23 protein-coding genes are annotated in these 23,003 nt (G+C 72.3%); 12 read left to right on the top strand and 11 right to left on the bottom strand.

Translation table 11 applies throughout. The annotated features are described in order from the left end of the window. Nucleotides 1–219: 219 nt before the first annotated feature. From OG247_RS40885 to OG247_RS40865, 5 genes are all read left to right on the top strand, one after another. A complete protein-coding gene (locus tag OG247_RS40885; protein WP_327257027.1) occupies nucleotides 220–1,671 on the top strand; it encodes a purine-cytosine permease family protein in 1,452 nt (483 codons plus the stop codon). A gap of 54 nt (nucleotides 1,672–1,725) precedes the next feature. Then, nucleotides 1,726–1,890, top strand: a complete 165-nt coding sequence (locus OG247_RS40880) for an agmatine deiminase family protein (RefSeq protein WP_327257026.1) — start codon at nucleotides 1,726–1,728, stop codon at nucleotides 1,888–1,890. A 203-nt stretch (nucleotides 1,891–2,093) separates the two neighbouring features. Continuing rightward, nucleotides 2,094–3,122 (top strand): agmatine deiminase family protein, encoded by a 1,029-nt coding sequence (locus OG247_RS40875; RefSeq protein WP_327257025.1) that lies wholly within the window; start codon nucleotides 2,094–2,096, stop codon nucleotides 3,120–3,122. A 259-nt stretch (nucleotides 3,123–3,381) separates the two neighbouring features. Then, a complete protein-coding gene (locus OG247_RS40870) occupies nucleotides 3,382–3,579 on the top strand; it encodes a hypothetical protein (protein ID WP_327257024.1) in 198 nt (65 codons plus the stop codon). A 303-nt stretch (nucleotides 3,580–3,882) separates the two neighbouring features. Beyond that, a complete protein-coding gene (locus OG247_RS40865) occupies nucleotides 3,883–5,298 on the top strand; it encodes an amidase (protein ID WP_327257023.1) in 1,416 nt (471 codons plus the stop codon). A 34-nt stretch (nucleotides 5,299–5,332) separates the two neighbouring features. On the opposite strand, the gene OG247_RS40860 is transcribed toward OG247_RS40865, so the two are convergent. From OG247_RS40860 to OG247_RS40850, 3 genes are all read right to left on the bottom strand, one after another. Beyond that, a complete protein-coding gene (locus OG247_RS40860) occupies nucleotides 5,333–7,255 on the bottom strand; it encodes a DUF2264 domain-containing protein (RefSeq protein WP_327257022.1) in 1,923 nt (640 codons plus the stop codon). Between the two features lie 120 nt (nucleotides 7,256–7,375). After that, nucleotides 7,376–8,107 (bottom strand): hypothetical protein, encoded by a 732-nt coding sequence (locus OG247_RS40855; protein ID WP_327257021.1) that lies wholly within the window; start codon nucleotides 8,105–8,107, stop codon nucleotides 7,376–7,378. A 240-nt stretch (nucleotides 8,108–8,347) separates the two neighbouring features. Further along, nucleotides 8,348–9,031, bottom strand: coding sequence for a TetR/AcrR family transcriptional regulator (locus tag OG247_RS40850; protein ID WP_442813540.1), 684 nt, complete (start codon nucleotides 9,029–9,031; stop codon nucleotides 8,348–8,350). A 105-nt stretch (nucleotides 9,032–9,136) separates the two neighbouring features. Here OG247_RS40850 and OG247_RS40845 point away from each other — a divergent pair, with 105 nt between their 5' ends. Further along, on the top strand, nucleotides 9,137–10,171 hold the full coding sequence (locus tag OG247_RS40845; RefSeq protein ID WP_327257019.1) for an aldo/keto reductase: 1,035 nt from the start codon (nucleotides 9,137–9,139) through the stop codon (nucleotides 10,169–10,171). A 21-nt stretch (nucleotides 10,172–10,192) separates the two neighbouring features. Here OG247_RS40845 and OG247_RS40840 read toward each other — a convergent pair whose 3' ends face one another. From OG247_RS40840 to OG247_RS40820, 5 genes are all read right to left on the bottom strand, one after another. After that, entirely contained in the window at nucleotides 10,193–10,453 is a 261-nt protein-coding gene (locus OG247_RS40840; protein WP_327257018.1) for a hypothetical protein, read from the bottom strand. Continuing rightward, nucleotides 10,450–10,755 (bottom strand): DUF6247 family protein, encoded by a 306-nt coding sequence (locus OG247_RS40835; protein WP_327257017.1) that lies wholly within the window; start codon nucleotides 10,753–10,755, stop codon nucleotides 10,450–10,452. Before OG247_RS40835 ends, OG247_RS40840 begins: the two co-directional genes overlap by 4 nt. Nucleotides 10,756–10,857: 102 nt before the next feature. After that, complete coding sequence (locus tag OG247_RS40830; protein ID WP_327257016.1) at nucleotides 10,858–11,481, bottom strand: TetR/AcrR family transcriptional regulator; 624 nt, start codon at nucleotides 11,479–11,481, stop codon at nucleotides 10,858–10,860. Continuing rightward, nucleotides 11,478–12,530, bottom strand: coding sequence for a TlpA disulfide reductase family protein (locus OG247_RS40825; RefSeq protein ID WP_327257015.1), 1,053 nt, complete (start codon nucleotides 12,528–12,530; stop codon nucleotides 11,478–11,480). Before OG247_RS40825 ends, OG247_RS40830 begins: the two co-directional genes overlap by 4 nt. A gap of 191 nt (nucleotides 12,531–12,721) precedes the next feature. Continuing rightward, nucleotides 12,722–12,967 (bottom strand): hypothetical protein, encoded by a 246-nt coding sequence (locus tag OG247_RS40820; RefSeq protein WP_327257014.1) that lies wholly within the window; start codon nucleotides 12,965–12,967, stop codon nucleotides 12,722–12,724. A 153-nt stretch (nucleotides 12,968–13,120) separates the two neighbouring features. Here OG247_RS40820 and OG247_RS40815 point away from each other — a divergent pair, with 153 nt between their 5' ends. The 3 genes from OG247_RS40815 (at nucleotide 13,121) to OG247_RS40805 (ending at nucleotide 15,497) form a co-directional block, all read left to right on the top strand. Then, on the top strand, nucleotides 13,121–13,891 hold the full coding sequence (locus OG247_RS40815) for a hypothetical protein (protein ID WP_327257013.1): 771 nt from the start codon (nucleotides 13,121–13,123) through the stop codon (nucleotides 13,889–13,891). A 69-nt stretch (nucleotides 13,892–13,960) separates the two neighbouring features. Beyond that, nucleotides 13,961–14,875 (top strand): NAD-dependent protein deacetylase, encoded by a 915-nt coding sequence (locus tag OG247_RS40810; RefSeq protein WP_327257012.1) that lies wholly within the window; start codon nucleotides 13,961–13,963, stop codon nucleotides 14,873–14,875. An 82-nt stretch (nucleotides 14,876–14,957) separates the two neighbouring features. After that, nucleotides 14,958–15,497 carry an EF-hand domain-containing protein gene (locus tag OG247_RS40805; RefSeq protein WP_327257011.1) on the top strand — a complete coding sequence of 180 codons (540 nt, stop codon included), beginning with the start codon at nucleotides 14,958–14,960 and terminating at the stop codon, nucleotides 15,495–15,497. Between the two features lie 38 nt (nucleotides 15,498–15,535). On the opposite strand, the gene OG247_RS40800 is transcribed toward OG247_RS40805, so the two are convergent. Beyond that, nucleotides 15,536–16,597 carry an oxygenase MpaB family protein gene (locus OG247_RS40800; RefSeq protein ID WP_327257010.1) on the bottom strand — a complete coding sequence of 354 codons (1,062 nt, stop codon included), beginning with the start codon at nucleotides 16,595–16,597 and terminating at the stop codon, nucleotides 15,536–15,538. A gap of 98 nt (nucleotides 16,598–16,695) precedes the next feature. Here OG247_RS40800 and OG247_RS40795 point away from each other — a divergent pair, with 98 nt between their 5' ends. Both OG247_RS40795 and OG247_RS40790 read left to right on the top strand, forming a co-directional pair. Then, entirely contained in the window at nucleotides 16,696–17,346 is a 651-nt protein-coding gene (locus tag OG247_RS40795; RefSeq protein WP_327257009.1) for a TetR/AcrR family transcriptional regulator, read from the top strand. A 315-nt stretch (nucleotides 17,347–17,661) separates the two neighbouring features. Beyond that, a complete protein-coding gene (locus OG247_RS40790; protein ID WP_327257008.1) occupies nucleotides 17,662–19,047 on the top strand; it encodes an MFS transporter in 1,386 nt (461 codons plus the stop codon). 30 nt (nucleotides 19,048–19,077) lie between these two features. On the opposite strand, the gene OG247_RS40785 is transcribed toward OG247_RS40790, so the two are convergent. Beyond that, nucleotides 19,078–20,721, bottom strand: coding sequence for a glycoside hydrolase family 13 protein (locus OG247_RS40785; protein WP_327257007.1), 1,644 nt, complete (start codon nucleotides 20,719–20,721; stop codon nucleotides 19,078–19,080). A 131-nt stretch (nucleotides 20,722–20,852) separates the two neighbouring features. Further along, nucleotides 20,853–21,815 (bottom strand): helix-turn-helix domain-containing protein, encoded by a 963-nt coding sequence (locus OG247_RS40780; protein WP_327257006.1) that lies wholly within the window; start codon nucleotides 21,813–21,815, stop codon nucleotides 20,853–20,855. Nucleotides 21,816–21,968: 153 nt separating this feature from the next. On the opposite strand from OG247_RS40780, the gene OG247_RS40775 reads away from it, so the two are divergent. After that, entirely contained in the window at nucleotides 21,969–22,997 is a 1,029-nt protein-coding gene (locus OG247_RS40775; protein ID WP_327257005.1) for a saccharopine dehydrogenase family protein, read from the top strand. The last annotated feature ends 6 nt before the right edge of the window (nucleotides 22,998–23,003 follow it).

Raw genomic sequence — 23,003 nt, 5'->3', positions numbered from 1 at the left:
ACCGCTGCGGGCCAGGACCTCTGCCGTCTGTCGCGCCACCGCAGTGCCCTCGACGTCCGGCATCAGCCCCACCGGCCCTCGTCGAAGTGGGCGCCAGATCAGCCTGCTCCAAGCATTGACTGAAATTTCCGTCAGTCTCTACTGTGAGCGCACCCGATCGCCCCCGGAACGTCAGGCCCGCCGACGGATTCATGCAAGCCCCCGCGTACAGGAGCCCACATGGCCCCAGTTGACTCACCCATGCACGCCTCCGCATCCCCTGCGGGCATCGAACAGCACTCGATCGACTGGGTGCCCCTATCCGAACGGCACGGCAAACCTTCGAGCGTCGGGGCCATCTGGTTCGTGGGCAGCCTCAACCTCACCGGTCTGGCGACCGGCGTCGTGACGCTCTCCATGGGGGCTTCGCTCGTCTGGACGGTGATCGCCACCGTCCTCGGCTCGCTCTTCGGCACGTTCTTCATGGCGTTCCACTCGGCCCAGGGGCCTCAGTTGGGTCTGCCCCAACTGGTGCAGTCCCGGCCCCAGTTCGGGTACCTGGGTGCCGCGTTCACCGTGTGGGTGTTCGCCTTGGTCAACTACGTGGCCTTCAACACGTCCGACGCCCTGCTGTCCGGCCAGGCCCTGAACATGCTCACCGGGATTCCCAACGGGCTCGGCTACGCGATGGCCGCCGTGGTGGCGGCCGTGATCGCCCTGTTCGGATACGAATGGATCCACCGTCTGAACAAATGGCTCACCTGGCCCTTCGTCGTGATCACCGCGGCGATCACCGGGGCGGCCCTGTTCGGCGGGGGGCTGCCGGACGGCGTCTGGGACGCCGGCCCGTTCGACCTCGCCCCGTTCATGCTCGTGTTCGTCTTCGTCGCGGGTTTCCAGCTCGGCTGGGCACCGTACGTCTCGGACTACTCGCGCTACCTCAGACCCGACGTCCCCGTGCGCAGCACCTTCTGGTGGACCTACCTGCCCAGTGCGATCTCCGGGATCTGGGTGTTCGTCCTCGGCGCCGTGGTCTCGGCCGGTGCCCCCGAGGGCGCCGACCCGGTGACCGCCCTGAAGCTGGCGGCGGACCGGTTGTTCAGCGGGTTCGGCACGGTCGCCGTGGTCGTCCTGCTGGTCGGGCTGCTCTCCATCATGGCGATCAACCAGTACGGCGGCAGCCTCACCATGATCTCGATCATGGACTCGTTCCGGCCGGTCAAGCCGACGCGGGCCATCCGGGTCGCGACGATCGGGATCATGATGGTGGCAGTCGGGACGGTCTCCGTCCTCGTCGGCATAGATCAGTTCAACTGGTTCTTCGCCAACGTGGTGGTGGTGCTGACGTACCTCTTCATCCCGTGGACGGCCATCAACCTGGTCGACTTCTTCTTCGTCCGCCGCGGCCAGTACGTCGTCAAGGAGATCTTCAACCCACGCGGCATATACGGCCGATGGGGCTGGCGAGGAAACCTCTCCTACGCCATCGGCCTGGCCTGCATGGCTCCGTTCATGGTCATCACCGGCCTGTACGTCGGGCCCGTGGCGGAGAACCTCGGTGGCGTCGACTACTCGATCTTCATCGGCCTGCCGGTGTCCGGCGCCCTCTACCGGCTCTTCGCCCGAAGCCTCGACCTGGACGCCGAACGCCGGATGGTCCGAGAGGAGGGGCTGCTGGCACCGCTCCACTGAACAACCCGCGCCGCGCTGGCGCTGGGGCCGGCTCTCGACGGCATCCAGCCCGCCATGGCCGCGTCCTGGCGCGTACCCGGGGAGGAGACCTCGCACAAGCGGACCTGGATTGCCTGGCCCTCGAGCTCCACGATCCGGGGCGGCACGCTGTCCAAGATCCAGGCCGACATCGCCAAGCTCGCCAAGGAAGTCGCCAAGTATGAGCAGCCCATCCATTGACTGAATTTTCAGTTAAGTCCAGGATGTGGGACGCATCACCTGTCACTTGTTCACCAGGGAGTCCCATGAACAACACCCCAGCCACGTCCCGACGCAGGCTGCTCTAGTTCGGCGCGGCGGCCCTGCCGCTCGCGGCCTTCGGTTCCGCCCTGCCGTCGGTCGCCCGGGCGGCCACGGCCGTCGGCGGCTCCACCGCACTGCGGATGCCCGCGGAGGAGGACCGGCACGTCCGTACCTTCATGGCCTGGCCGGCGCTTTCCTCCGTGTGGGGCAACAGCCTCGGCGCGGTGCGCAGGGACATCGCCAAGGTGGCGTACGCGATCTCGCGCTACGAGCCGGTTGTCATGCTCGCCCGCCCCAGTCAGGCCGCGGATGCCCGGTACCTGTGCGGGAGCGGTGCCTACTACGGCATCGACGTCATCGAGATAGCCAACGACGACCTGTGGATCAGGGACTTCGGCCCCACTTTCGTCGTGGGCCCCGGCGCGATCGCCGGGGTGGACACCAACTTCAACGGCTGGGGGAAGACCGCCGCACCGTACGCCCAGCCCTTCACCCATGACGCCGCGGCCGCCGAGACGCTCCTCGGTCAGTACGGTGTCAACCGGATCCAGGCGTCGTTCGTGGGCGAGGGCGGTTCGCTGGAGACCGACGGCCAGGGCACCCTGCTGGCCACGGTGAGCTCGCTGGTCAACGGCAACCGCAATCCGGGCCAGTCCCAGGACCAGGTCGAGCAGGCGATGAGGGCGGCGCTCGGCATCGACAAGGTGATCTGGGTCCCGGGACTGGCCGGCCAGGACATCACCGACTGCCACATCGACTGCCTCGCCCGCTTCACGGCGCCCGGCAAGGTCATCCTGGACAAGCCCGGCCGCGGCGCCGACGGCAAGTGGATCGCCGTCTACGAGGAGACCGCGCGGATCCTGCGCAGCGCCACCGACGCGCAGGGGCGGGCGCTGGCCATCACCGAACTCCCCGGTCCGGATCGCAGCGCCATCCGCGGGCAAGGCAATGACTTCCTGTCGAGCTACACCAACTACTACACGGTGAACGGCGCCGTCATCGCCCCGCAGTTCGGTGACGGCTATGCCGACGGCCTGGCCTACACCATCCTGCAGTCCGCCTATCCCAGCCGGAACATCGTCCAGCTCGACATCGACAACATCGCCTCCGGTGGCGGCGGAATCCACTGCGCCACCCAGTCGCAGCCCGTCGTGCCCCCGCTGGTCTAGCCCCGCGCGGGAGGGGAGCCCCGGCCCGGCACCGCCGGCCAGTGCCGGGCCGGGCACCCGACATCACAACCGTTGTCCGGCACAACCGTTGGCCGGCACAGCCGAGGAGAGGCGCAGGGATGAACAGCAGGCGGAGCAACCCCGGGGGCGGACTACGGACCGGGTCCCTGAGTACGTTCGACTCGGTGGTCATGGCGGTGGCGGGCTGCGGGCCCGCGTACACGCCGCCACACGGCTGACCCTGACCGTCGCCGCGAACGTGCTGCTCGGCCCGGACGCCGTCACCTCGACGGACGGCACCTTCCTCCTCCAGGCGACGCGCACCCTGTTCGCGATGGGCCGGGACCGGACGATCCCCTCCTTCTTCGGCCGGATCCACATCTGGGTCTTCGCCGCCTCGATCCCCACGCCGACCGGCACGGAACTGGCCATCCGGCTCGGTCTGCTGGCCCTCTAGCTGGTTCCGGTGACCGTCGCACGGATCCAATGCGGCCGCTCCTTCCTCCAGCCCCGGCCGCTCAGCCCGGGGTACGAGGAAACGGCCGACGAGCACCTTCCTGCCGCTCCGTCCGACGCCGGTCCGACGCCGGTCCGGCGGCGGCGGCCGGCGGGATGGTCTCCTGCCCGGCTTCTGAGCAAGCCGTCCAGAGCCCCTACCGAGGGAGGGGCGGCAACGAATGACCGCCGAAATCCTCGCGTGTTACCTACCGGTAGGCAATGATGGCGGGCGACCATCCACACGGCGGAGGCTGAGGCAGCGGTGACGACTTTCGACGAACGGACCCTCGTGCACGCGTTCCGGGACGACGCGTTGGGAGAGCACGACGCCGTCGGTCTCGCCGCGGCGATCCGGCGGGGCGAGGTCTCCCCCGCGGAGGCCGCCCGGGACGCCGTGGAGCGGGTGCGGGCGGTCGACGCACGGCTCGGCGCGGTCCAGGTGCACGTCGAGGGCCCGGCGCACGCCACCGGGGCGGGCGGCGCCTTCGCCGGGGTGCCGACCTTCGTCAAGGACAACACCGACTTCCAGGGACTGCCCACGGGCCACGGCAGCGCCTCCTTCCGGCCGCGAGCCGCCCGGCGGCACGCGCCGTTCACCCGGCAGTTCCTGAGCAGCGGCGTCACGGTGCTGGGCAAGACCCGGCTGCCCGAATTCGGGTTCAGCCCGACCACCGAGTACGACGGCGCGGAGCCGGTGCGCAACCCCTGGCACACGGGCTACTCGGCGGGCGGTTCGTCGGGCGGCAGCGCGGCGCTGGTCGCCGCCGGCGCCGTGCCGATCGCGCACGCCAATGACGGCGGTGGCTCGATCCGCATACCCGCGGCCTGCTGCGGACTCGTCGGCCTCAAGCCGTCCCGTGGCCGCGTCGTGCCCAGTGCCCTCGGCCGCCAACTGCCGCTCGACATCATCTCCGACGGAGTCGTGAGCCGGTCCGTGCGGGACGCCGCCGCGTTCCTCGCCGCTGCGGAAACCCACCGGCGGAGCCCCGGACTGCCGCCCATCGGCCTGGTCGAAGGCCCCTCCGCGCGCCGGCTGCGCATCGGGTTCGTGCTGGACTCGCCGAACGGTGTGCACTCCGACGCCTCCACCCGGGCGGCGGTCACGGAGACCGTGGAGAGGCTCGGACGGCTCGGACACACCGTGGAGCCGGTGGAGTTGGGTATGGATCCGAGTTTCACCGACGACTTCCTCACGTACTGGGGGATGCTGTCCTTCCTCCTCGGCGTGACGGGCCGGACCCTCGGAGCGGACTTCGACCGGCATCGCATGGACGGGCTCAGCCAGGGCCTGCGCGAGGAGTACCTGCGGAACTGGCGGCGCACTCCCGGCGTCCTGCGGCGGCTGAAGCGCACGCGGGAGGCCTACGCCGCGTCCTTCCGCGGGCTCGACCTCGTGATGTCGCCGGTGCTCGCCCACACCACGCCGCCGATCGGCCACCTCAGCCCGACGGTTCCCTACGCGAAGCTGATCGAGCGGATCCTCGCGTACGTGGCCTTCACGCCGGTCGACAACGTCGTCGGTACTCCGTCGATCTCGGTGCCCGCCGCGAGCCCGACCCCGGACGGGCTGCCCGTCGGCGTCATGTTCGCCGCCCGTCCCGGTGGTGAGCGCAAACTGCTGGAGATCGCGTTCGAGCTGGAGGCCGACCGGCCGTTCCGTCGCATTCAGGACCATTGACGCGGCCGGCAGGAAAGGTGCCGGTCGGCGGCGGCTACCCGGTGGCCGGTGGCAGGTGTTCCACACGGAGGGGCTCGAAGGCGATGCGGGTCAGGGATCCGTCGTCCGCCCAACGCACCTCGATGGATCCTTCGTCCGCCGTCACCCGGGTGAGCGCCCCGGCGATCGGCGGCGGATCCGGCTCGCCGGTGCCGGTGAGCTCGACCAGCGCCGCGTACAGGCCCGTGTGCTCGGCCCCGGCCGTCAGGCGGGGCACGCTCGCCCACCGGGTGAAGGCGGTACCGGCCGGCGCCCTCGCCTCCTCCCGCACCTCCCAGCCGTGCACCGGGTGGAGCTCCGAGCGCAGCGGCTCCTCGGGCCCGGTGGCCCAGCCGGTCTGTTCCACGCGGGCTCCGTACGGGGCTCCCTGCACCCGGTGCACGCGCAGTTCGTGCCGGCCGCGGACGAAGGTCACGCTCTCCACGCGCAGGCCGGGGACCGTGGGCGCGCCTCCCGGGAAGACCGGCCGGTGCCAGGACGCGGCCCAGCCCCAGCCGTTCCCCTGTCCGGTGCCCAGCGGGTGGATGCGCCGCCGGACACTGCGGGCGCCTGCCACGGCCACGGCGAGGTGGTTGTCCGGGGTGTTGGCGCCCGCGGTGGGGCCGCTGCGGGTGGAGTAGGCCTGGCGGGAGTAGAGCGGGTCCTCGTCGCGGGCCGCTTCCGGCTGGTCCGGCCCGACGTGATCGCTTCCGTGGTTGTGCAGCCGTACGATCCCGTCGGCGCGGGTGGTCTGGATCAGCAGTCCGGGCGCCGGCAGAGCGAGCACCTGGTCGGGTCCCTCGCTGGGCGCGGGCTCCTCCGTCGCCGTCCACAACGGGTGCGCCGCCGGGGCGAGCAGGCAGACGAAGGCCTTGGAGGCCCAGTACGGCGAGGCCGGCCCGGAATAGTTCTGCAGGGTCGCCCCGTGCGGGCCGTGCCATCCGAGGCCCAGCAGGCCGTCGGCGCCGACGGCGCCCCGGTCGAGGAAGTAGCGCAGTGATCCGCTGATCAGGCGGCGCGAGGTGCCGGGGGTGAGCGGGGTGTGGCCGGTGACGGCTCCGAGGCCGACGGCGGACGCGGCGGCGAAGCGGTAGGTGAGGGAACGCCCGAAGTGCATCGGCGCCCCGTCCGCGCCGAAGAGGAGGGAGAAGCCGTCCAGGTGGGCCCGCAGGCGGTCACCGTGCGGGGCCGGCCGGTCCGCGCGGCCTGACCGGTCCGGCGAGGCGTCCAGGTGGCCGTCGAGCACCGGATACAGGTGCAGCGCCCAGCCGTTGTAGTGGTCGAAGGCGCGGCCTTCCCCGTCGGCGTACCAGCCCTGGCCCGCGTACCAGCCCTCCAGGAGGTCGAGGGCGCGGCTGCGGGCCCTGGCCGTCTCGGCGTCGCCGCGGCCCACGGATTCCAGGAACCCGGCCACGGTGTACGGGAAGAGGTACCAGTTGTTGGGGGCGGGCACATGGCGCAGGGCGCCGCGCAACCAGTCCTCGGTCCGGTCCTGCACGGCACTGTCGAGGCGGTCCCACAGCCACGGCCGGGTCAGCCGGAGTCCGAGGGCCACCGAGGCCGACTCGACCATCGGCTGGCCCCCCGCGTGGAGGTCGCGGATGACCGGCCAGGACTCCGCGTCGTCACGGCCCGGCGTCCGGGTTCCCGCCGCCAGGCCGTCCGCGTACCGATCCAGCCAGCCGTACGGGTCCTCTCCCCCGGCCCCGGACACGCGGAACGCCGCGGCGAGGAAGGTGCGCGCGTACCCTTCGAGCCCGTCGGAGCGCACCCCCGAGGCGGACGGCGGTCCCGGCAGGTCGAGCAGGGCCCCCTGCGGTGTGGCCCACCGCCAGGCGGCGCGCAGCAGCCCGTCGGCCACCGCCTCCCAGTGCGCGCGCGTGTAGCCGGTGTACGGGCTCAACACGCGGTCTTCGCGGGGCAGTCCGGGAAGGGTCATGCGGGGATCTTGATCGAATGGCCCCAGCGGGTCAAGGGAGCAGGTCGAGAGAGCGGGTCAGGAGAGCAGGTCGAGGGAGCGGGTCGGAGCGGGGCGAAACGATCGAGCGGGGGCGGGCGTTCAGGCCGAGGCGTCCCAGGCAGTCGTCAGCCCGTCCAGCCACGCGGGCGGCAGCTCCGCCGCGTCCCACTCCTCCCGCAGTTCCTGCGGCTCGGCGAGGAGCCGCTCCAGTACGGCGATGCTCGTGGCGGAGTGGACGAGCGAGAAGCGGCCGTGCACCGTGATGGCGCTGCCCGCTCCGAACCTCGCGAACAGCCGCACCAGCCGGGCCCGGTGGGTCTCGGTGAACTCCGTCAGCCGCCCCGCGTACCGGGCCCGCTGTCGTGTGCTCATCGTGGCGAGGACGGCGGTGAGCACCTCCTCGGTCGCCTCCGGATCCAGCTCCGAGACCTCGGCGAACGACAGGTACAGGGGTGTGAGCGCCACTTGGGCCCGCTCGACCTCCATGCGCCTGGCCCGCGGGCGCTGTCCGGCCGCTTCCTGCTCCCCCTCCGGGCTCACCACCCGGAGCAGGCTCCGCTCGGTGACGGCGCCCAGCTCCGCCAGGAGGTCCCCGGCGCCGTCGAGCCATCCCGACTCGTACGGCTCGCCCTTGTCCCCCGGCGCGCTCCGGTCCCGGCCGCTCAGTTCCCCGTGCGCGAGCGCGAGCGTGCCCGCCTCCAGCAGACCGGTCAGTTCGAGCGCGTCACCGGCAGGGACCCCCGCTCGTGCGAGGAGCTGGAGGAGCGTCGTCCTCGCGTTGTCGACACTGACCTCGTCCGGCCACTGCCGTCCCTCGTCGGCCCCGCTCATCAGACCCTCTCCGTTCTCGGCCACCGCACCGCCCAGCACTTCATTGTGACCGGGCGCCCTTCGAGGAGGCCGGACCCGGCGGCCCCGGTTCATCCCCACAGCTGCGGAACCGGCTTCCTGAGCTGCGACTCTATGCGGCGGTGCGCCGATGTCGAGAACTTTCCCGGCATCCGGCAATCTACCCATAACCCGCCCCGGGCCGTGGCGCCCGCCTTCGCCAGCACCCTCGCCCCTGAGCCACTACTGCTCCCGTACGTACGCCCCCGCGCGGGCGGCCGCCGCCGCCGCGGTCGCGCAGCGGTCGGCCGCGGCGTCGTCGAGCGGGAGGGCCGTGGTCAGGAGGCGGTAGTAGAGGGGGGCGGACACCGCGCGGATCACCTCGTGCGGGTCGGTGCCCTCGGGAACGTCGCCGCGCTCCACGGCCTCCCGGACGCACGGCGCCCACTCCTCGACGCGCACCGCGTAGAAGCCGTGCAGCGCTTGCGCCGCCTCGGGGTCGCTGGTGGCAGCCGCGATCACCGCCTTGAACAGGGCCCCCTGGCGGGGGTCGGCCAGGGTGCGGCACACCAGCCGGGCGTTGGCCGTCAGGTCTCCGAGGAGCGAGCCCGTCCGCGCCCGGGGAAGGGACTGCTGCGCCATGTCCAGCAGCAGGTCGGCCATGAGGCCGGCGCCGGTGCCCCACCGGCGGTAGACGGTCGTCTTCCCGACGTCCGCGCGCCGCGCGACGTCGGCGAGGTCCAGGTGGGCGAAACCCCGCTCGGCCAGGACGTCCTCGGCTGCCCGGAGCACTGCCTCGCGCACCCTCGCCGTACGCCCTCCGGGCCGCGCGCTCCCCGGCCCCGGCCCCGACGCCGGCCCGGGCCCTGACCCCGACCCTGACCCTGGTTCGGTCACGCTGTCCGGCCCGGCTTCGGCGAACTCCATAACGGGACTCCAGTTCCATTAACTCTCGGGACTTGTTACGCTCGGGCCATCTTAACGGAACCACGGCCCCATTAGATGGAGCCGGGGTTGAGGAGAGGATGCGTCATGGAGTACAGGCGGCTGGGTGCGTCCGGGCTTCTGGTCCCGGAACTGAGCTTCGGAGCGGGCACCTTCGGCGGGCAGGGACCGCTCTTCGGCGCCTGGGGCGACACCGGCGTGCAGCAGGCGCGCCGCCTGGTGGACATCTGCATCGACGCCGGGGTCACGATGTTCGACACCGCCGACGTCTACTCCGCGGGTGCCTCCGAGGAAGTCCTGGGAGCCGCTCTCAAGGGGCGCCGGGACCAAGTCCTCATCTCCACCAAGGCCGGTCTGCCCATGGGCGACGGCCCGGGCGGGGCGGGGACCTCCCGGTCCCGCCTGATCACCTCCGTGGACGACGCGCTGCGCCGCCTGGACACCGACCACATCGACCTCTTCCAGCTGCACGCCTTCGACGCGGGCACTCCCGTCGAGGAGGTGCTGTCCGCGCTGGACGCCCTGGTCCGGGCGGGGAAGATCCGCTACACCGGGATCTCCAACTTCTCCGGATGGCAGGCGATGAAGTCCCTCGCCGCGGCCGACCTGCACGGCCGCCCGTGCTACGTCGCCCATCAGGTCCACTACTCCCTCGTCGGCCGCGACTACGAATGGGAGCTCCTGCCCCTCGGACTCGACCAGGGGCTGGGCGCGATCGTCTGGAGTCCGCTCGGCTGGGGCCGGCTGACCGGCAAGATCCGCCGGGGTCAGCCGCTGCCCGCCGGCAGCCGGCTGCACGACACCGCCGACTACGGCCCGCCGGTCGAGGACGAGTACCTCTACCGCGTGATCGACGCCCTGGACGAGATCGCCGGGGAGACCGGCAGGGCCGTCCCCCAGATCGCCCTTCGGTGGCTGCTCCAGCGGCCGACCGTGTCCTCCGTCATCATCGGCGCCCGCAACGAGGAGCAACTGCGCCAGAACCTCGGCGCGGTGGGCTGGACGCTCGCCCCGGAGCAGATGGCGAAGCTCGACGCGGCCAGCAGCCGCACGGCCCCCTACCCCTACTTCCCGTACCACCGGCAGGAGGGCTTCGCCCGCCTCAACCCTCCTGCGGTCTGAGGAGCACCTGCGCGCCGGCCGTCAGCCGAGCCAGAGGACGTTCAGGACGGACAGGCGGTGCAGGGGCCTGTTGATCCAGTAGGTGAGCGACAGCAGGCCGACGCATGCCAGCCGTACGTCCTGGCCGTCGGGGTCGCCGGGGTTCCACTGGTGGAACCCCCAGGGATCGGCCGCCGCGGCGTCCAGGATGTCCCAGACCATGTCTTCGGCGTGCTCGGGCAGGGAGGCGAGAGCCTTGGCGGCGGGCGTGGAGAAGCGGATCGCGTACGGCTCTCCGGTCACCGGCGGCTGCTCCGCAGCTCGGCCATGTCCACGAAGGCACTGTCGTCGCAGCCGGAGGCGACGAACGCGTCGACCGCCGGCGCGGCGGCGAGACGGGCCTGCCAGGCCTGGACGGTCTCGTACAGCGCGGCGAGCGAGAACGTGCGGCGGGACTCCTCCAGCGCGGCGCTCCACTCCTCCTCGAAGGCCGGCACCCACTGCGGGGCACGGTGGTCGGCGCGGAGCCGATCGAGGAGTTCGGCCGGGGCTCCCGGAGCGGGGACGTACGGTGTGGCGCTGACGTGGTCGGGCTGCGCGCTCATCGGCTCTTCCTCCCTGTGGGTCGTACCGCCACGGTACGCGTGCGGGGGAGCCCGGGACGCGGGCACGGGCGGATCCCCGGCGAAGCCGCGCATGACGCTCGCTCAGGGCCGCCCGGGCGCCTTCAGGAATGCGGCTACGGCGGCTCTGGTGAGGGTTTGGTAGCGGCGCTCTGCCGTCTGGGCCGTGAAGTGGCCCGCGAGTTCGAGGGTGATCGAGCCGTGCGCGGCCGCCCAGATGACGTCCGTGACCTCGTCGACGTCCACGGCCGGGCGCAGGACACCGGCCGCCGCGCAGGCCCGTACGGCTTCGCGGAGGACTTCCAGGCTTGCGGCGGCGACCGCGCGGGCCTCGGGGGTGGGGGTGAAACCGGGGATGAGGCCGGCGAACATGACCTGGTAGAGGTTGCGTTCGGTCAGCGCGTTCGCGCGGTAGGCGCGGCCCAGGTCGGCCAGGTGGGTGGGTGGGTCGGCGGCCGGGGGGACGGCCTCCAGGCTGCGGCGCAGGCGGGCGAAGCCTTCCCGGTACAGGGCCTCGGCGATCCCGTCCTTCGCGCCGAAGTGACGGTAGAGGACGGTGGTGGAGCAGCCGGCCGCGGTGGCGATGCGGCGCATGGTCAGGGCGGACGGGCCCTCCGCGGCGAGGAGCCGGGCGGCCAGGTCGAGGAGGGCGGCGCGGAGCGCTTCCCGGCCTTGGGCCTGGGTGCGGGTGTAGAGGTCGCCGCTCATGCCTGCTGCCGGTCGCCGAGGGGGCGGTAGATCGGGATGCCGGCTTCGGTGAGTGCGGAGCGCTTGGCGAAGTACGTGTCGCCCATCGGGTCCACGCCGCGCAAGGGCATGGTTCCGCGCCAGATGGTGAGGTCCTCCGGTGCGAGCTGTTCGGCCCGCGCGAAGTGCCGTTCGGCTTCTGCCGCGCGGCCGGCCCGGTGGAGCCACAGGGCCAGGGCCGCTTCGGTACGGGCCGACTGCTGGGTGGCCGTGGCGCGGCGGGTGTGCCGGGTGACGTCCTCGCCGGACAGTCCGCTCTCTCCGGTGAGGACCCAGCGGTCCAGTGCGGCCAGCGCCGCGCCGGAGTCCAGACCCGACAGTTCGCGGAACAGGTCGGTCGCGAACCGGGTGTCGTGGGGGCGGGCCACCTTCCCCTCTTCGTCGATCCACAGGACGGTCGGGACGTTCAGGACGTCGTAGAGGTCGGACACGGCTCCGTCCGTGTCGATGAGTGCGGGGTGGGTGACCGCGGCCTCGGCGATCCACGGCGCGGCGTCGGCGGCGCGGCGGTCCACCGCGACGCTGAGGACGCTGAAGCCGTGCTCGGCGAGAGCGGTGTGACGGCGCTCCCATTCGGGGAGGTCGTAGCGGCAGCCGCACCAGGAGCCCCAGAAGACCAGGGCGACCTTGCGGCCGCGCAGGTCGCTCAGCGAGTGCGGCACGCCGTCGACGTCGGGGAGGGTGAAGTCCGGGGCGGTGGCCCCGGCGAGGGCGTGCGAGCGTTCCTCCGTGGAGACTCCGAGGGCGATGACCCCGGTGTCGGTCGCGACCGGGCGGTCGAGGAGCCCGGCGAACGCCACCGGGTCGAGCAGGCCCTCGTGTTCGGCCCGGGCGGCGGCGGACGAGGGGACGCGCAGGTCGCCCCGGCACCAGCCGTGCGGCTTGCGGACCCAGCCGAGGGCCCGCTCTGCGGCCTCCGGGTTCAGGAGGATCCGGCCTGCCGGGCCCCTTTGCGCGGCTACGACCGTTTCCTTGCCGTCGTCCAGGATCGTGATCTGCATGGCGTCCATGGCAACCCCCCGCTGCGCTCGTGTGGAAACTGCGTGTTGAGGAAACAACAATGTTATCGCCCTCACGGCAAGGCCCCCGAGTGGGTGACTTCGAGTCAAGTGACCTCTGAGAAGGCAGATTTCCGCGTCAGAGGGGTGCGAGCCGGCCCGGCCCCAGTGGCACGCGATCCCCCCGTTCGCGCGGCCCTGGCTCAGGTGCCCGCGGTGCGGCTCCGGCCCGGGGTGAGCAGGTAGGCGATGGCCATGTCGCCGAGTTCGTCGGCGTATTGGCGCTGCGCGGCTTCGCCGGTGGCGGAGTCGGGGCGTACGGAGTTGTGGAAGCAGGCACCCAGGACGGCGCGGGCGGCGACATCCAGGGCCGCCTCCGGGTCGGCCCGGCGGATCTGATGGACGTAGGGAGCCGCCGCTTCGAGGAGGAGGCGGTGGATCGCGACCATGGTCCGCGCCCCGCGGTCCAGGGCTCCGGCTCCGGCTCCGCGGGCGCGCAGGAGCTCGGGGAACGATCGTCGGGCGCGCGCTGACGCAGTTCGGCGACACCGCCGACGGATTCACCGCACACCTGACGGTCTACGTGCCCACGGCGTGCCCGAATGTCGTTCTGGAACACCACCCGCGGCACTACGCCGTCGAGTTCAGGAACTGGATCACCGCCGCCGCGGCAGCCCGGGCCTGAAGCCGCCGGCGGTCCCTCCGCCACCGGCGCGATCACCGCACTGGGCGACAGGATCGCCGTACAGCACCTGACAGAAGCGGCCGTCCACGATCCGGTGCCGTTCACCGAGGACGACCCCCGGGGTTCCGGGCTGACCGCCGCGCTCCTGCCCATGATCTTCGGCGGAATCTTCCCCACCCTTGTTCTCGGCGGCCTCTTCCCCGGTCACCGCGGTCTGCGGACCCGCCTGGCGGGTGCCCTGCTGTTCTCCGTCGTGACGGGGGCCGCGGTCACCGCGGTCCTCCAGTTCGCCACGCACTCGATCGACGGCACCTACGGGATCACCGCACTCGGAGTGGCTCTCAGCATGGCCGCCGTGTCGACCACCCTCCTCGACCTCCAGGCCCTCCTCGGCATGGCCGGCTTCGCCCTCGGCACCGCGCTGATGATGCTCCTGGGCAACCCCCTCTCCGGTCTCGCCACCGGCCCCCATTGGCTCCCCGCCGGCTGGAGCACCCTCGGCCAGCTCCTCCCCCCGGGCGCGTCCGGCAGCCTCCTGCGCGCCCCTGCCTTCTTCCACGGCGCGGGCACCGGCGTCCCCGCCCTCGTCCTCACCGCCTGGGTCGCCACCGGGACCACCCTCCTTCTCCTGGCCGACCGGCGCGGAAGGCGCTCCGCCGCCGCCCACCACGGAGCCCCCGCCGTCTGAGACCGGGTCCGCCGGCGGAGCCGGGACGGGGCCCGTGCCGATGTCCCGGAGCTTCCGTACGCTGGCGGCATGCGTACGCGTCCCACTCTGAGCTGGACCCCGACCCCGGACCTGCCGCCCGGCACCACGGACCCGGGGCCGGTCGCCGACGCGCTGCGGGCCGGCGGGGTGCTGGTGCTCAGCGGCGCCGGGATGTCCACGGAGTCGGGCATCCCCGACTACCGGGGTGAGCGCGGCAGCCTGCGCCGGCACACGCCCATGACGTACCAGGAGTTCACCTCCAGCGCTCGGGCCCGGCGCCGGTACTGGGCACGCGGCCACCTGGGCTGGCGCACGTTCGGGCAGGCCGCGCCCAACGCCGGACACCGTGCCGTCGCGGCGTTCGGGCGGTACGGGATGCTCTCGGGTGTGATCACCCAGAACGTCGACGGACTGCACCAGGCCGCCGGCAGCGAGGGGGTGGTGGAACTCCACGGAAGCCTGGGCCGGGTGGTCTGCCTCTCCTGCGGAGCCCTCAGCACCCGCCGGGAACTCGCCCGGCGGCTGGAGGAGGCGAACGCGGGCTTCGCACCGACGCCCGCCGCGCTGAACCCGGACGGTGACGCCGACCTCACCGACGACCAGGTCGCGGACTTCCGCCCGGTGCCTTGCGCGATCTGCGGCGGCGTCCTCAAACCGGATGTGGTGTTCTTCGGCGAGAACGTCCCGCCGGAGCGCGTCGGGCACTGCCGCGACCTGGTCGACGCGGCGACCTCATTGCTGGTCCTCGGGTCCTCGCTGACGGTGATGTCCGGGCTCCGGTTCGTCCGCCAGGCGGCCCGGGCCGGGAAGCCCGTACTGATCGTCAACCGGGACCCGACCCGCGGCGACCGCGACGCCGCCACCCGGATCGCCCTCCCCCTGGGAACGACCCTGACCGCCCTGGCCGACGGGCTGGGCGTCCCCCTCCCCTCGACGAGCAGGCCGGGCGCCACCGAGGGGTGACCCCTCGCCCACATGTGCCCGTGGAGGCGGGGACGCGCCCCCACCTAGAGTGGCGCGCTGTCCGCCACGAGGGAGGCCCGTCATGGCCAGCGCGTTTCAGGAGCAAAAGCTCAGGGGGATGTTCGCCGCGTTCGACGCGGACGGTGACGGCTATCTGCGCGAGGCGGACTTCGCGGCCCTCGTCGACCGCTGGAGCCGGCTCCCGGGAGTGGGTCCCGGGACGGAGCTGCGCGTACGCGTGGAGGCGCTGCTGATGGGCTGGTGGGCGGCGCTGCTCGAAGCGGGGGACGCGAACGGGGACGGCGCGGTCGACATGGGTGAGCTGCTCTCCCTCGTCGACAGGCTGCCCGCGATGGTCGCGGAGGTCACCGCGACCGCCGACACCGTGTTCGCGGCCGTGGACTCCAACGGCGACGGCCGCATCTCGCCGGAGGAGCACCACCGGCTCGTCGAGACCTGGAACGGGCGGCCCGTCGACATGACGGGCATCTTCGAACTCCTCGACCTGAACGGCGACGGGCACCTCAGCCGCGAGGAATTCGCCCAGCTGTGGCGGCAGTTCTGGATGAGCGACGACCCGGCGGAACCGGGCAACTGGCTCTGCGGCCGGTTCCCGCACTAGACCGTCCCTTTCGGATCTTGTCGGCCGGGCCCGCCGTGTCAGGCCAGCGGGCCCAGCACCTCCTGGGATTCGATGAGTCCCTGGTCGCTCGGAGGCTTCCCGTCGCCGAAGACGCGTACCGCCTGGCGCGCCCGGAACTCGGCGTGTGCCTCGGCCGGCTTCACGTAGCCGTGGCGGGTGCGGGCCTGTTCGGGGGTGAGGACCTCCTTGGTGCGGGGAGGCACGCCGAGCTTGACGGGCGCCACCACCTTGACCGTGGAGGGGGAGAGCATCCCCAGCAGGAACAGTTCGACACGGGGGCTGAGGTGGGCGAGCGCGAAGGACGTCCGCATGACCGGTACGACGAGGACGTCCAGGAGGCGTGACTGCCGGATCTGCGCCATCTCCCGCATCCAGCGCGGCATGGTGGCGATGGTGGCGATCCGGTGCGTCCTGGCCACGACCATCCGCGCGGGCCTCATCCACCACGGGGTCGGCGGGAGGACGAGGTCGGTGTTCAGGAGGTGGTTCATGGCCTGCCGGGCGATCGGGCTGGCCTCCAGCCGCGGGCGCATGTGCTCGAAGTAGGCCCGGATCCCCGCGCGGTCGCGCGGGACGTCGTCGGGCGAGCAGGTCTGGAACTCCGCGGCGAGGGCGCAGGACTCCCAGTACTCCTTCTCCTCCTCGGCGGTGAGTTTGCCGGGCCCGTACTTCTCGTAGGCGTAGAGGATCGAGTGCCAGCCGGTGAGCTGTATCCACAGCTGCGAGGCGGGGTCGTTGGCGTCGTAGGTGCCCTCGCCGTAAGGGAGTCGGCCGATGGCCTTCGAGTGGACCTTGACCAGGACGTCCGCCGCCTTGCACACCTGATCCGTGCCGGCGAAGGCCACCATCGCGAAGTAGCGCAGCGTGCGGTCGTAGCGGGTGCGCGTGCGGTCGTAGATGCCCTGGGTGCCGTGGACCGCGGCCACCAGCGGCGGGTCTAGCTCCTCCACGACCACGGAGCGCTGGAATCCCACCGTGGGCGCCGTCGGGTAGCTCCACACCTTCCAGACGACCGATCCGGGACCGAAGAACCCGTAGTCCTCGTGCGGTTCGACCTCTTTGCCGTGCAGTCGGGCCATCAGGCCGCTCCCTCGTGTTCCCGGCAGCGGGTGCGTACCGCTCCCCCAATAAGACAGGACTGTCTTAAATTAAGACACGACTGTCGTAAGATGCCAAGGTGTCGACACCGACGTCTCCAAGCGACAGGCCGCGCAGGCGGCGCCCCTACGCTCCGCGCGTCCCGATCGCCGAACGCCGCGAGCAACTCCTCGACGCGGCCCTCGCCGTGATCGTGAGCGACGGCTACGCCCGGGTCTCCATCGACGCGATCGCCAAGCGGGCGCAGGTCGCGCGCTCGGTGGTCTACGGGGCCTTCGACGATCTCGACGACCTGCTGCTCACCCTCCTCGACCGGCAGCAGGAGCTCGCCTTCACCCGCCTGCTCGCGAGCGTCCCCGACACTCGCCGCACCCGTGACCCGGTCGACTTCGCCTGCGAGGCGGTGCACCGGATGGCCGCCATGCTGCGGGAGGACCCGGACACCTGGCGTCTGATCCTGCTGACTCCGGCGAGCACTCCCCCGGCCGTCCACGCCCGCATCGAAACGGACCGGGCGCGGTTCCGGCGCCGGGTCGCCTCGTGGATCGAGTCCGCGCCGGCCGCCGAAGGAGCCGCACCGGACCCCGAGGTCCTCGCCCACGCGCTGGTCGCCTGCGCGGAGCACTTCGCGCGCCTCGCGCTCACCTCCGGCGACGCGATCGACGCCACCCGGCTCGCCGGCCAACTGCGGCTCCTGCTCGGTGTCATCTGGCCCGCGCCCTCGGCGTAGGCGTCCCCCGCGAGGGGCGAAGCGCGCCGCGGAGCAGCGCCGCCGGCTGCGGCCTCACCTCGGTCTGCCGCCACGCCGGACCCCCGGTCCACGCCGGATCGGCCGTCACCGCCCCATACTGGGCGGGCGCGGGGACCTGGCCGCGCGATCCGCCCCGCCGCCCCGGGACCAGGCCCGCCCCCGTCCCACCCCAGGTTCCGGGGGTGCCCGACCCGCCGGGAGCAGGAGTCGACTCCGCAACCGCGTCCTTCGCCTGAAGGCCCGCCTCCACCGCGCAAGCGCTACGTCGTCGCGGCCGTCGGGTGCGCCGCGGGGATGGTCGGCCTGGACCAGACCGTCGTCGCGGTGGCCCTCGATCCCATGGCGCGCGGCCTCGGGCTGACCACCTTCATGATGCACGGCGTGGTCCTCGTCTACGTCCTCGCGCTGGCCGCGTTCGTACCGGTCGGAGGCATGCTGGCCCGCAGGTTCGGCCGGCTGACCACCTTCCGGGCCGGCACCGCGGTCTTCGCCATCGCGTCGGGACTCTGCGCGCTGGCCCCGACGGGTGACGCCGCTGAGCCGTACCTCGTCACGGTGCGGGCCGTGCAGGGCATCGGTGGCGCGCTGATGATGCCGGTGGCCACGTCCGTGATCACTGACGTGTACGAGGAACACGCCCGGGGCAGGGCGCTGGCCGTCTACGCCGGTCTGGCACAGCTCTTCCTCGTCCTCGGCCCGATCGTGGGCGCGGTCCTCACCCAACTCCTCGGCTGGCGCTCCGTCTTCCTCGTCAATCTGCCCGTCGGCGCCGCGTGTCTGTGGATGATCGCCAGGGCTCGACTGAGCAACCGGGCGGAGGGCGGCCCCTTGTCCGTGCTTCAGCCCCTCCTGGTGATCTTCTCCCTGGTCACGCTCATCCTCGGGCTCTACCAGTGCGGCGTCTGGGGCTTCGCCAACGGCAAGACCCTCACCGTGCTGGCCGCGGGCCTCGTGGCGATGGGTATGGCGGTGCGCCTCATCCTGAGGTCCCCGCGCCCCCTCCTCGACCTGCGGCTGCTGGGCATCCGCCCCTACGCCGTGGCCGTGGCGCTCACCTTCCTCGTGCAGGCACCCCAGCTGATCGTGCTGGTCCACGGCACGGTGTACCTGCGCCAGGCGATGGGCCTCTCGCTCCTGGCCACCGGGATCTCCCTGCTTCCCCTGGTCGCGGCCTCGGCGGCGGGCACCTTCCTCTCCGGGTACCTGCTGGACCGCTCCCGCTCGGTCCGGGTGCCCGTCCTGCTCGGTCTGACGGCGGCCACCGTCGGTGCGGCGGCCTGGACGGCGGCCCTGCCGTCTCGCGAGTACCTCTGGCAGGTCCCCGGGATGCTCCTCGCGGGAGCCGGGATGGGCCTGCCGGTCCCCGCCCTGAGCGCCGAGCTCATGCGCGCGGTTCCCCCGGCCAAGCGGGCCGACGCCTCCGTCCTGCGCCAGAGCATCCGGCAACTGGGCGGGGCGGTCGGGCTGGCGGTGGCCGGGGCCGTCGTACTGGCAGCCAACGAGAACACGGCCGACGCGGCGGGTGTCATCGGCGTCGACGCCACCTTCGCGGCCTTCGCCGTCGCGAGCTGCGTCCTGGCCGTCACCCTGCCGCTGGCGGCCATCGCCCTGCCGCCGCGCAGGGCCCGTACGGGCGGACACCGGAGCGCGGGCCGGGGAACCGGCCCCCCGTCACCGTAGGGGCGCACGCCCCGGCGTGCACCGGCTCCTTCAGCGCAGCCAGACCGCGGTGTCCCGGGGCAGGGCTCCGTTGTCCAGGTGCCCGCTGGAGAGCAGGACTTCGGCGTGCTCCGGCAGCGGAACCGGGCCGTCCGAAAGGTTCACCAGGCAGCGTACTGAGGGCGCCGGCCCGGCCGCGGTGCGGGCGAAGGCGAGTACGCCCGGCTGAGCGGGAAGCCAGGTGAACCGCCCTTCGAGCAGGGCCGGTCGGGCGGCTCGCAGCGCCAGGGCCCGGCGGTAGAAACCGAGCATCGAGTCGGGGTCGGCGCTCTGCTCGCGCACGCTCCGTGCGGCCCATCCGGCCGGCCGGGGCAGCCAGGACTTCGCCTCCGGCGCCTCGTCTCCCCACGGGAGGGGTACCCGGCAGCCGTCCCGTCCGAGGTCCTCGCCTCCGGTCTGGAAGAACGTCGGGTCCTGGCGGAGAGCCGGCTCGATGTCCTCGACCTCCTCGAGGCCCAGCTCGTCGCCCTGGTAGACGTAGACACAACCGGGGAGGGCCATCGTCAGCAGGGCCGCGGCCCTGCCCCGGCGCCGCCCGAGGCCGAGGTCGACGGGGACACCGTGCACGCGGCGGCCGTCGAGCGCGTAGGAGGTGTCCGCGCGTCCGTAGCGGGTGACGTGGCGGGTGGTGTCGTGGTTGGAGAGGACCCAGGTGGCGGCGGCGCCGACCGGGGCGTGCTCGGCGAGGGTGGAATCGATGACCGTGCGCAGGGCCGTCGCGTCCCACGGGCTCTGGAGGAAGGGGAAGTTGAACGCCGTGTGCAGTTCGTCGGGGCGCAGGTAGCGGGCGAAGCGCTCCGGGTCGGAGGTCCACACCTCGCCCACGAAGACCGGTTCGTGAGCGTAGGCGTCGAGGACCTTGTGCCAGGCCCGGTAGATGTCGTGGACGCCGTCCTGGTCGGCCCAGGGACTGGGCCCGCTCTCGTGGTCGGGCAGCGCCGGGTCCTTGACGAGGTTGTCGGCGACGTCGATGCGGAAGCCGTCCACGCCCCGGTCGAGCCAGAACCGCAGGATCGACTCGAACTCCGCGTGAACCTCGGGGTTCTCCCAGTTGAAGTCGGGCTGCTCGGGGGCGAACCGGTGCAGGTACCACTCGCCGGGCGTGCCGTCGGCCTCTGTCACCTGCCGCCAGCCGGGGCCTCCGAAGGCCGACTGCCAGTTGTTGGGCGGAAGTTCGCCGTGCTCGCCGCGGCCCGGACGGAACCAGAAGCGCGCCCGCTCGGGCGAGCCGGGTCCGGCCGCGAGGGCCGCGCGGAACCAAGGGTGCTCGTCCGAGCAGTGGTTGGGGACGATGTCGACGATCACCCGGATGCCCAGGTCATGCGCTTCGGACAGCAGCGCTTCGGCCTCTGCCAGGGTGCCGAACACCGGATCGATGTCCCGGTAGTCGGCGATGTCGTACCCGCCGTCGGCCATCGGGGACGGATACCAGGGGCTGATCCACACCGCGTCCACGCCCAGCCGGCGCAGGTACGGAAGCCGTGCTCGGATCCCGGCCAGGTCACCGATCCCGTCGCCGTTGCCGTCCGCGAAACTGCGCGGATAGATCTGGTAGATCGAGGCACTGCGCCACCAGGCGGACGGTGCCGCGGATCGGGGGTCGTCGGCCGCGGTGAAGTCCTCGGGGGTCGCCATGCGGCGAATCTAGGCAGGCGCTTCGACGGCGTCAACGGACAACCGGAATCTCATGATCGCAATCGATCGGTGTGGGGGGAAAGGTACGGAGATCCGCAGGGGCCGGTGCCGCGCGAGGGGACGGAAGGGGCTTACGCCGTCGTGCCGGCCGGGGCGGTCCGGGAGCGGAAGGTGCGGCGGTAGGTGTCCGGCGGGACGCCCACCGTGCGCGCGAAGTGACGGCGCAGGGTGGTGGCGGTACCCATGCCGGTGGCCGTCGCGATGGTGTCGACCGTGTCGTCGGTGGTTTCGAGCAACTCCTGGGCGTGGCGGATGCGCTGGGTGAGCAGCCACTGCAACGGGGTGGTGCCGGTCACCGACTTGAAGTGGCGGCCCAGGTGACGTGAGCTCATCCGGGCCCGGCGGGCCAGGTCCTCCACGGTGAGCGGCTCGTCGAGGCGTTGCAGCGCCCAGGGGAAGAGGTCGGCGAGCGGGTGGTTGCCGGGGGCGGGCACGGGGGTCGTGACGAACTGGGCCTGGCCGCCGTCGCGGTGGGGCGGGACCACCAGGCGGCGGGCGATCTTGTTGGCCGCAGAGGAGCCGTGGTCGAGGCGCACCAGGTGCAGGCACAGGTCCATGGCGGCGGCCTTGCCGGCGGAGGTCAGCACGCTGCCGTTGTCCACGTAGAGGACGTCGGGGTCCACGGTGACGAGCGGGTGGCGTCTGGCCAGTTCCTCGGTGTGTGCCCAGTGCGTGGTCGCGCGCTTGCCGTCCAGCAGGCCGGCGGCGGCCAGTACGAAGGCTCCCGTACACAGGGAGGCCACGCGCGCGCCGGCCTGGTGGGCCGCGCGTACCGCGTCGATGAGCTCGGCCGGCGGGTCCCGGTCGACGTCGGCCCAGCCGGGGACGATCACGGTGTCCGCTCGCGCGAGGTGGTCGAGTCCGTGGTCGGGCTCCAGGCTGAAGCGGTCGATCCGTACGGCGCCCGGCCCGCAGAGCGAGAACTCGTACCAGGGGTTCACGAGGTGGGTCAGGTCGGAGCCGAAGACCTCGCAGGCCAGGGACAACTCGAAGTGCAGCATGCCGTCGGTGACGGCCAGCGCGACAGTGGTCATGTCCGGAAGTGTATGGGTCATGTCGTTCCGGACAGTGGTGGGTTCGTGGTGTTCCGCGACACGATGTTCAAGACAGAGCGGGGCGGGCCTTGGAAGCAGGGCCTGCGGCGGTCATGCGGGTACGGCGATGAGCGATGACAGGGGAGCGGGACCATGGGATCAGGTCAGATGGTGGCGGTGTTCGGCGCTTACGGGCACACCGGGCGGTTCGTGGTCGCGGAGCTGGTGGAGCGCGGGTTCGTGCCGGTGCTGTCGGGCCGCGACGGCGAGAAGCTGAAGGCGCTGGCCTACGAGACCGGCCTGGAGGCCCGGCCGGCGACTGTGGGCGACCCCGAAGCGCTGGACCGCGCGCTCGCGGGCACGGCCGCCGTGATCAACTGCGCGGGGCCCTTCGCCTCGACGACCGGCCCCGTGATCGAGGCGGCCCTGCGGGCCCGGATCCCCTACCTGGACGTGGCCGCCGAGCTCGAGGCCAACATCGACACCTTCGCGCACTTCGCCGACCGGGCGCGGGACGCCGGTGCGGTGATCGTCCCCGCGATGGCCTTCTTCGGCGGTCTGGGCGACCTGCTGGCCACCGCGGCGATGGGTGACTGGACCGAGGCCGAGGAGGCACACATCGCGTACGCCCTGAGCAGCTGGCACCCCACCGCCGGGACGCGGCTCTCGGGCGCGGTCTCGCGGGAGCGGCGCGGTGAGCGGCGCATGCGCTACGCGGGCGGGCAGTGGGAGTACCGCACCGACGCCTCGCCGACCCTCGAGTGGCGGTTCCCCGAGCCGATGGGGCCCCGGCAGGTCATCGGTGAGTTCACGATGGCCGACGTGGTGACCGTGCCCAGCCACCTGTCGATCCCGGACGTGACCACGTACATGACGGTCGAGGCGGTACGGGACATCGCGGCCCCCGGCACGCCTGCGCCGGCGGCGGCCGACGACAGCGGACGGTCCGACCAGACCTTCCTCGTCGATGCGGTCGTGCGGTCGGGCGGCGCCGAACGCCGCGCCGTGGCTCACGGGCAGGACATCTACGCCGTCACGGCCCCCCTCGTCGTGGAGGCCCTCGACCGGGTCCTGAGCGGCCGCACCCGTACGGTCGGTGTCGCCTCCGCGGGCGAGATCTTCGACGCCCCCGACTTCCTGCGCGCGCTGGCCCCGCACATCACCCTGGAGCTGCTCCCGTAGGGACGG

This window comes from Streptomyces sp. NBC_01244 (assembly GCF_035987325.1).
In the GTDB taxonomy this organism is placed as follows: Bacteria; Actinomycetota; Actinomycetes; order Streptomycetales; family Streptomycetaceae; genus Streptomyces.
This window is presented reverse-complemented; position numbering and strand designations above follow the sequence as displayed.

Coding starts and splice junctions, on each gene's coding strand:
- OG247_RS40810 (WP_327257012.1), top strand. CDS start 13,961: ATGCGTACGCGTCCCACTCTGAGCTGGACCCCGACCCCGGACCTGCCG.
- OG247_RS40790 (WP_327257008.1), top strand. CDS start 17,662: ATGGTCGGCCTGGACCAGACCGTCGTCGCGGTGGCCCTCGATCCCATG.
- OG247_RS40875 (WP_327257025.1), top strand. CDS start 2,094: ATGCCCGCGGAGGAGGACCGGCACGTCCGTACCTTCATGGCCTGGCCG.
- OG247_RS40880 (WP_327257026.1), top strand. CDS start 1,726: ATGGCCGCGTCCTGGCGCGTACCCGGGGAGGAGACCTCGCACAAGCGG.
- OG247_RS40780 (WP_327257006.1), bottom strand. CDS start 21,815: ATGACCACTGTCGCGCTGGCCGTCACCGACGGCATGCTGCACTTCGAG.
- OG247_RS40785 (WP_327257007.1), bottom strand. CDS start 20,721: ATGGCGACCCCCGAGGACTTCACCGCGGCCGACGACCCCCGATCCGCG.
- OG247_RS40815 (WP_327257013.1), top strand. CDS start 13,121: ATGTCGTTCTGGAACACCACCCGCGGCACTACGCCGTCGAGTTCAGGA.
- OG247_RS40885 (WP_327257027.1), top strand. CDS start 220: ATGGCCCCAGTTGACTCACCCATGCACGCCTCCGCATCCCCTGCGGGC.
- OG247_RS40860 (WP_327257022.1), bottom strand. CDS start 7,255: ATGACCCTTCCCGGACTGCCCCGCGAAGACCGCGTGTTGAGCCCGTAC.
- OG247_RS40845 (WP_327257019.1), top strand. CDS start 9,137: ATGGAGTACAGGCGGCTGGGTGCGTCCGGGCTTCTGGTCCCGGAACTG.
- OG247_RS40825 (WP_327257015.1), bottom strand. CDS start 12,530: ATGGACGCCATGCAGATCACGATCCTGGACGACGGCAAGGAAACGGTC.
- OG247_RS40835 (WP_327257017.1), bottom strand. CDS start 10,755: ATGAGCGCGCAGCCCGACCACGTCAGCGCCACACCGTACGTCCCCGCT.
- OG247_RS40775 (WP_327257005.1), top strand. CDS start 21,969: ATGGGATCAGGTCAGATGGTGGCGGTGTTCGGCGCTTACGGGCACACC.
- OG247_RS40805 (WP_327257011.1), top strand. CDS start 14,958: ATGGCCAGCGCGTTTCAGGAGCAAAAGCTCAGGGGGATGTTCGCCGCG.
- OG247_RS40820 (WP_327257014.1), bottom strand. CDS start 12,967: ATGGTCGCGATCCACCGCCTCCTCCTCGAAGCGGCGGCTCCCTACGTC.
- OG247_RS40800 (WP_327257010.1), bottom strand. CDS start 16,597: ATGGCCCGACTGCACGGCAAAGAGGTCGAACCGCACGAGGACTACGGG.
- OG247_RS40830 (WP_327257016.1), bottom strand. CDS start 11,481: ATGAGCGGCGACCTCTACACCCGCACCCAGGCCCAAGGCCGGGAAGCG.
- OG247_RS40855 (WP_327257021.1), bottom strand. CDS start 8,107: ATGAGCGGGGCCGACGAGGGACGGCAGTGGCCGGACGAGGTCAGTGTC.
- OG247_RS40850 (WP_442813540.1), bottom strand. CDS start 9,031: ATGGAGTTCGCCGAAGCCGGGCCGGACAGCGTGACCGAACCAGGGTCA.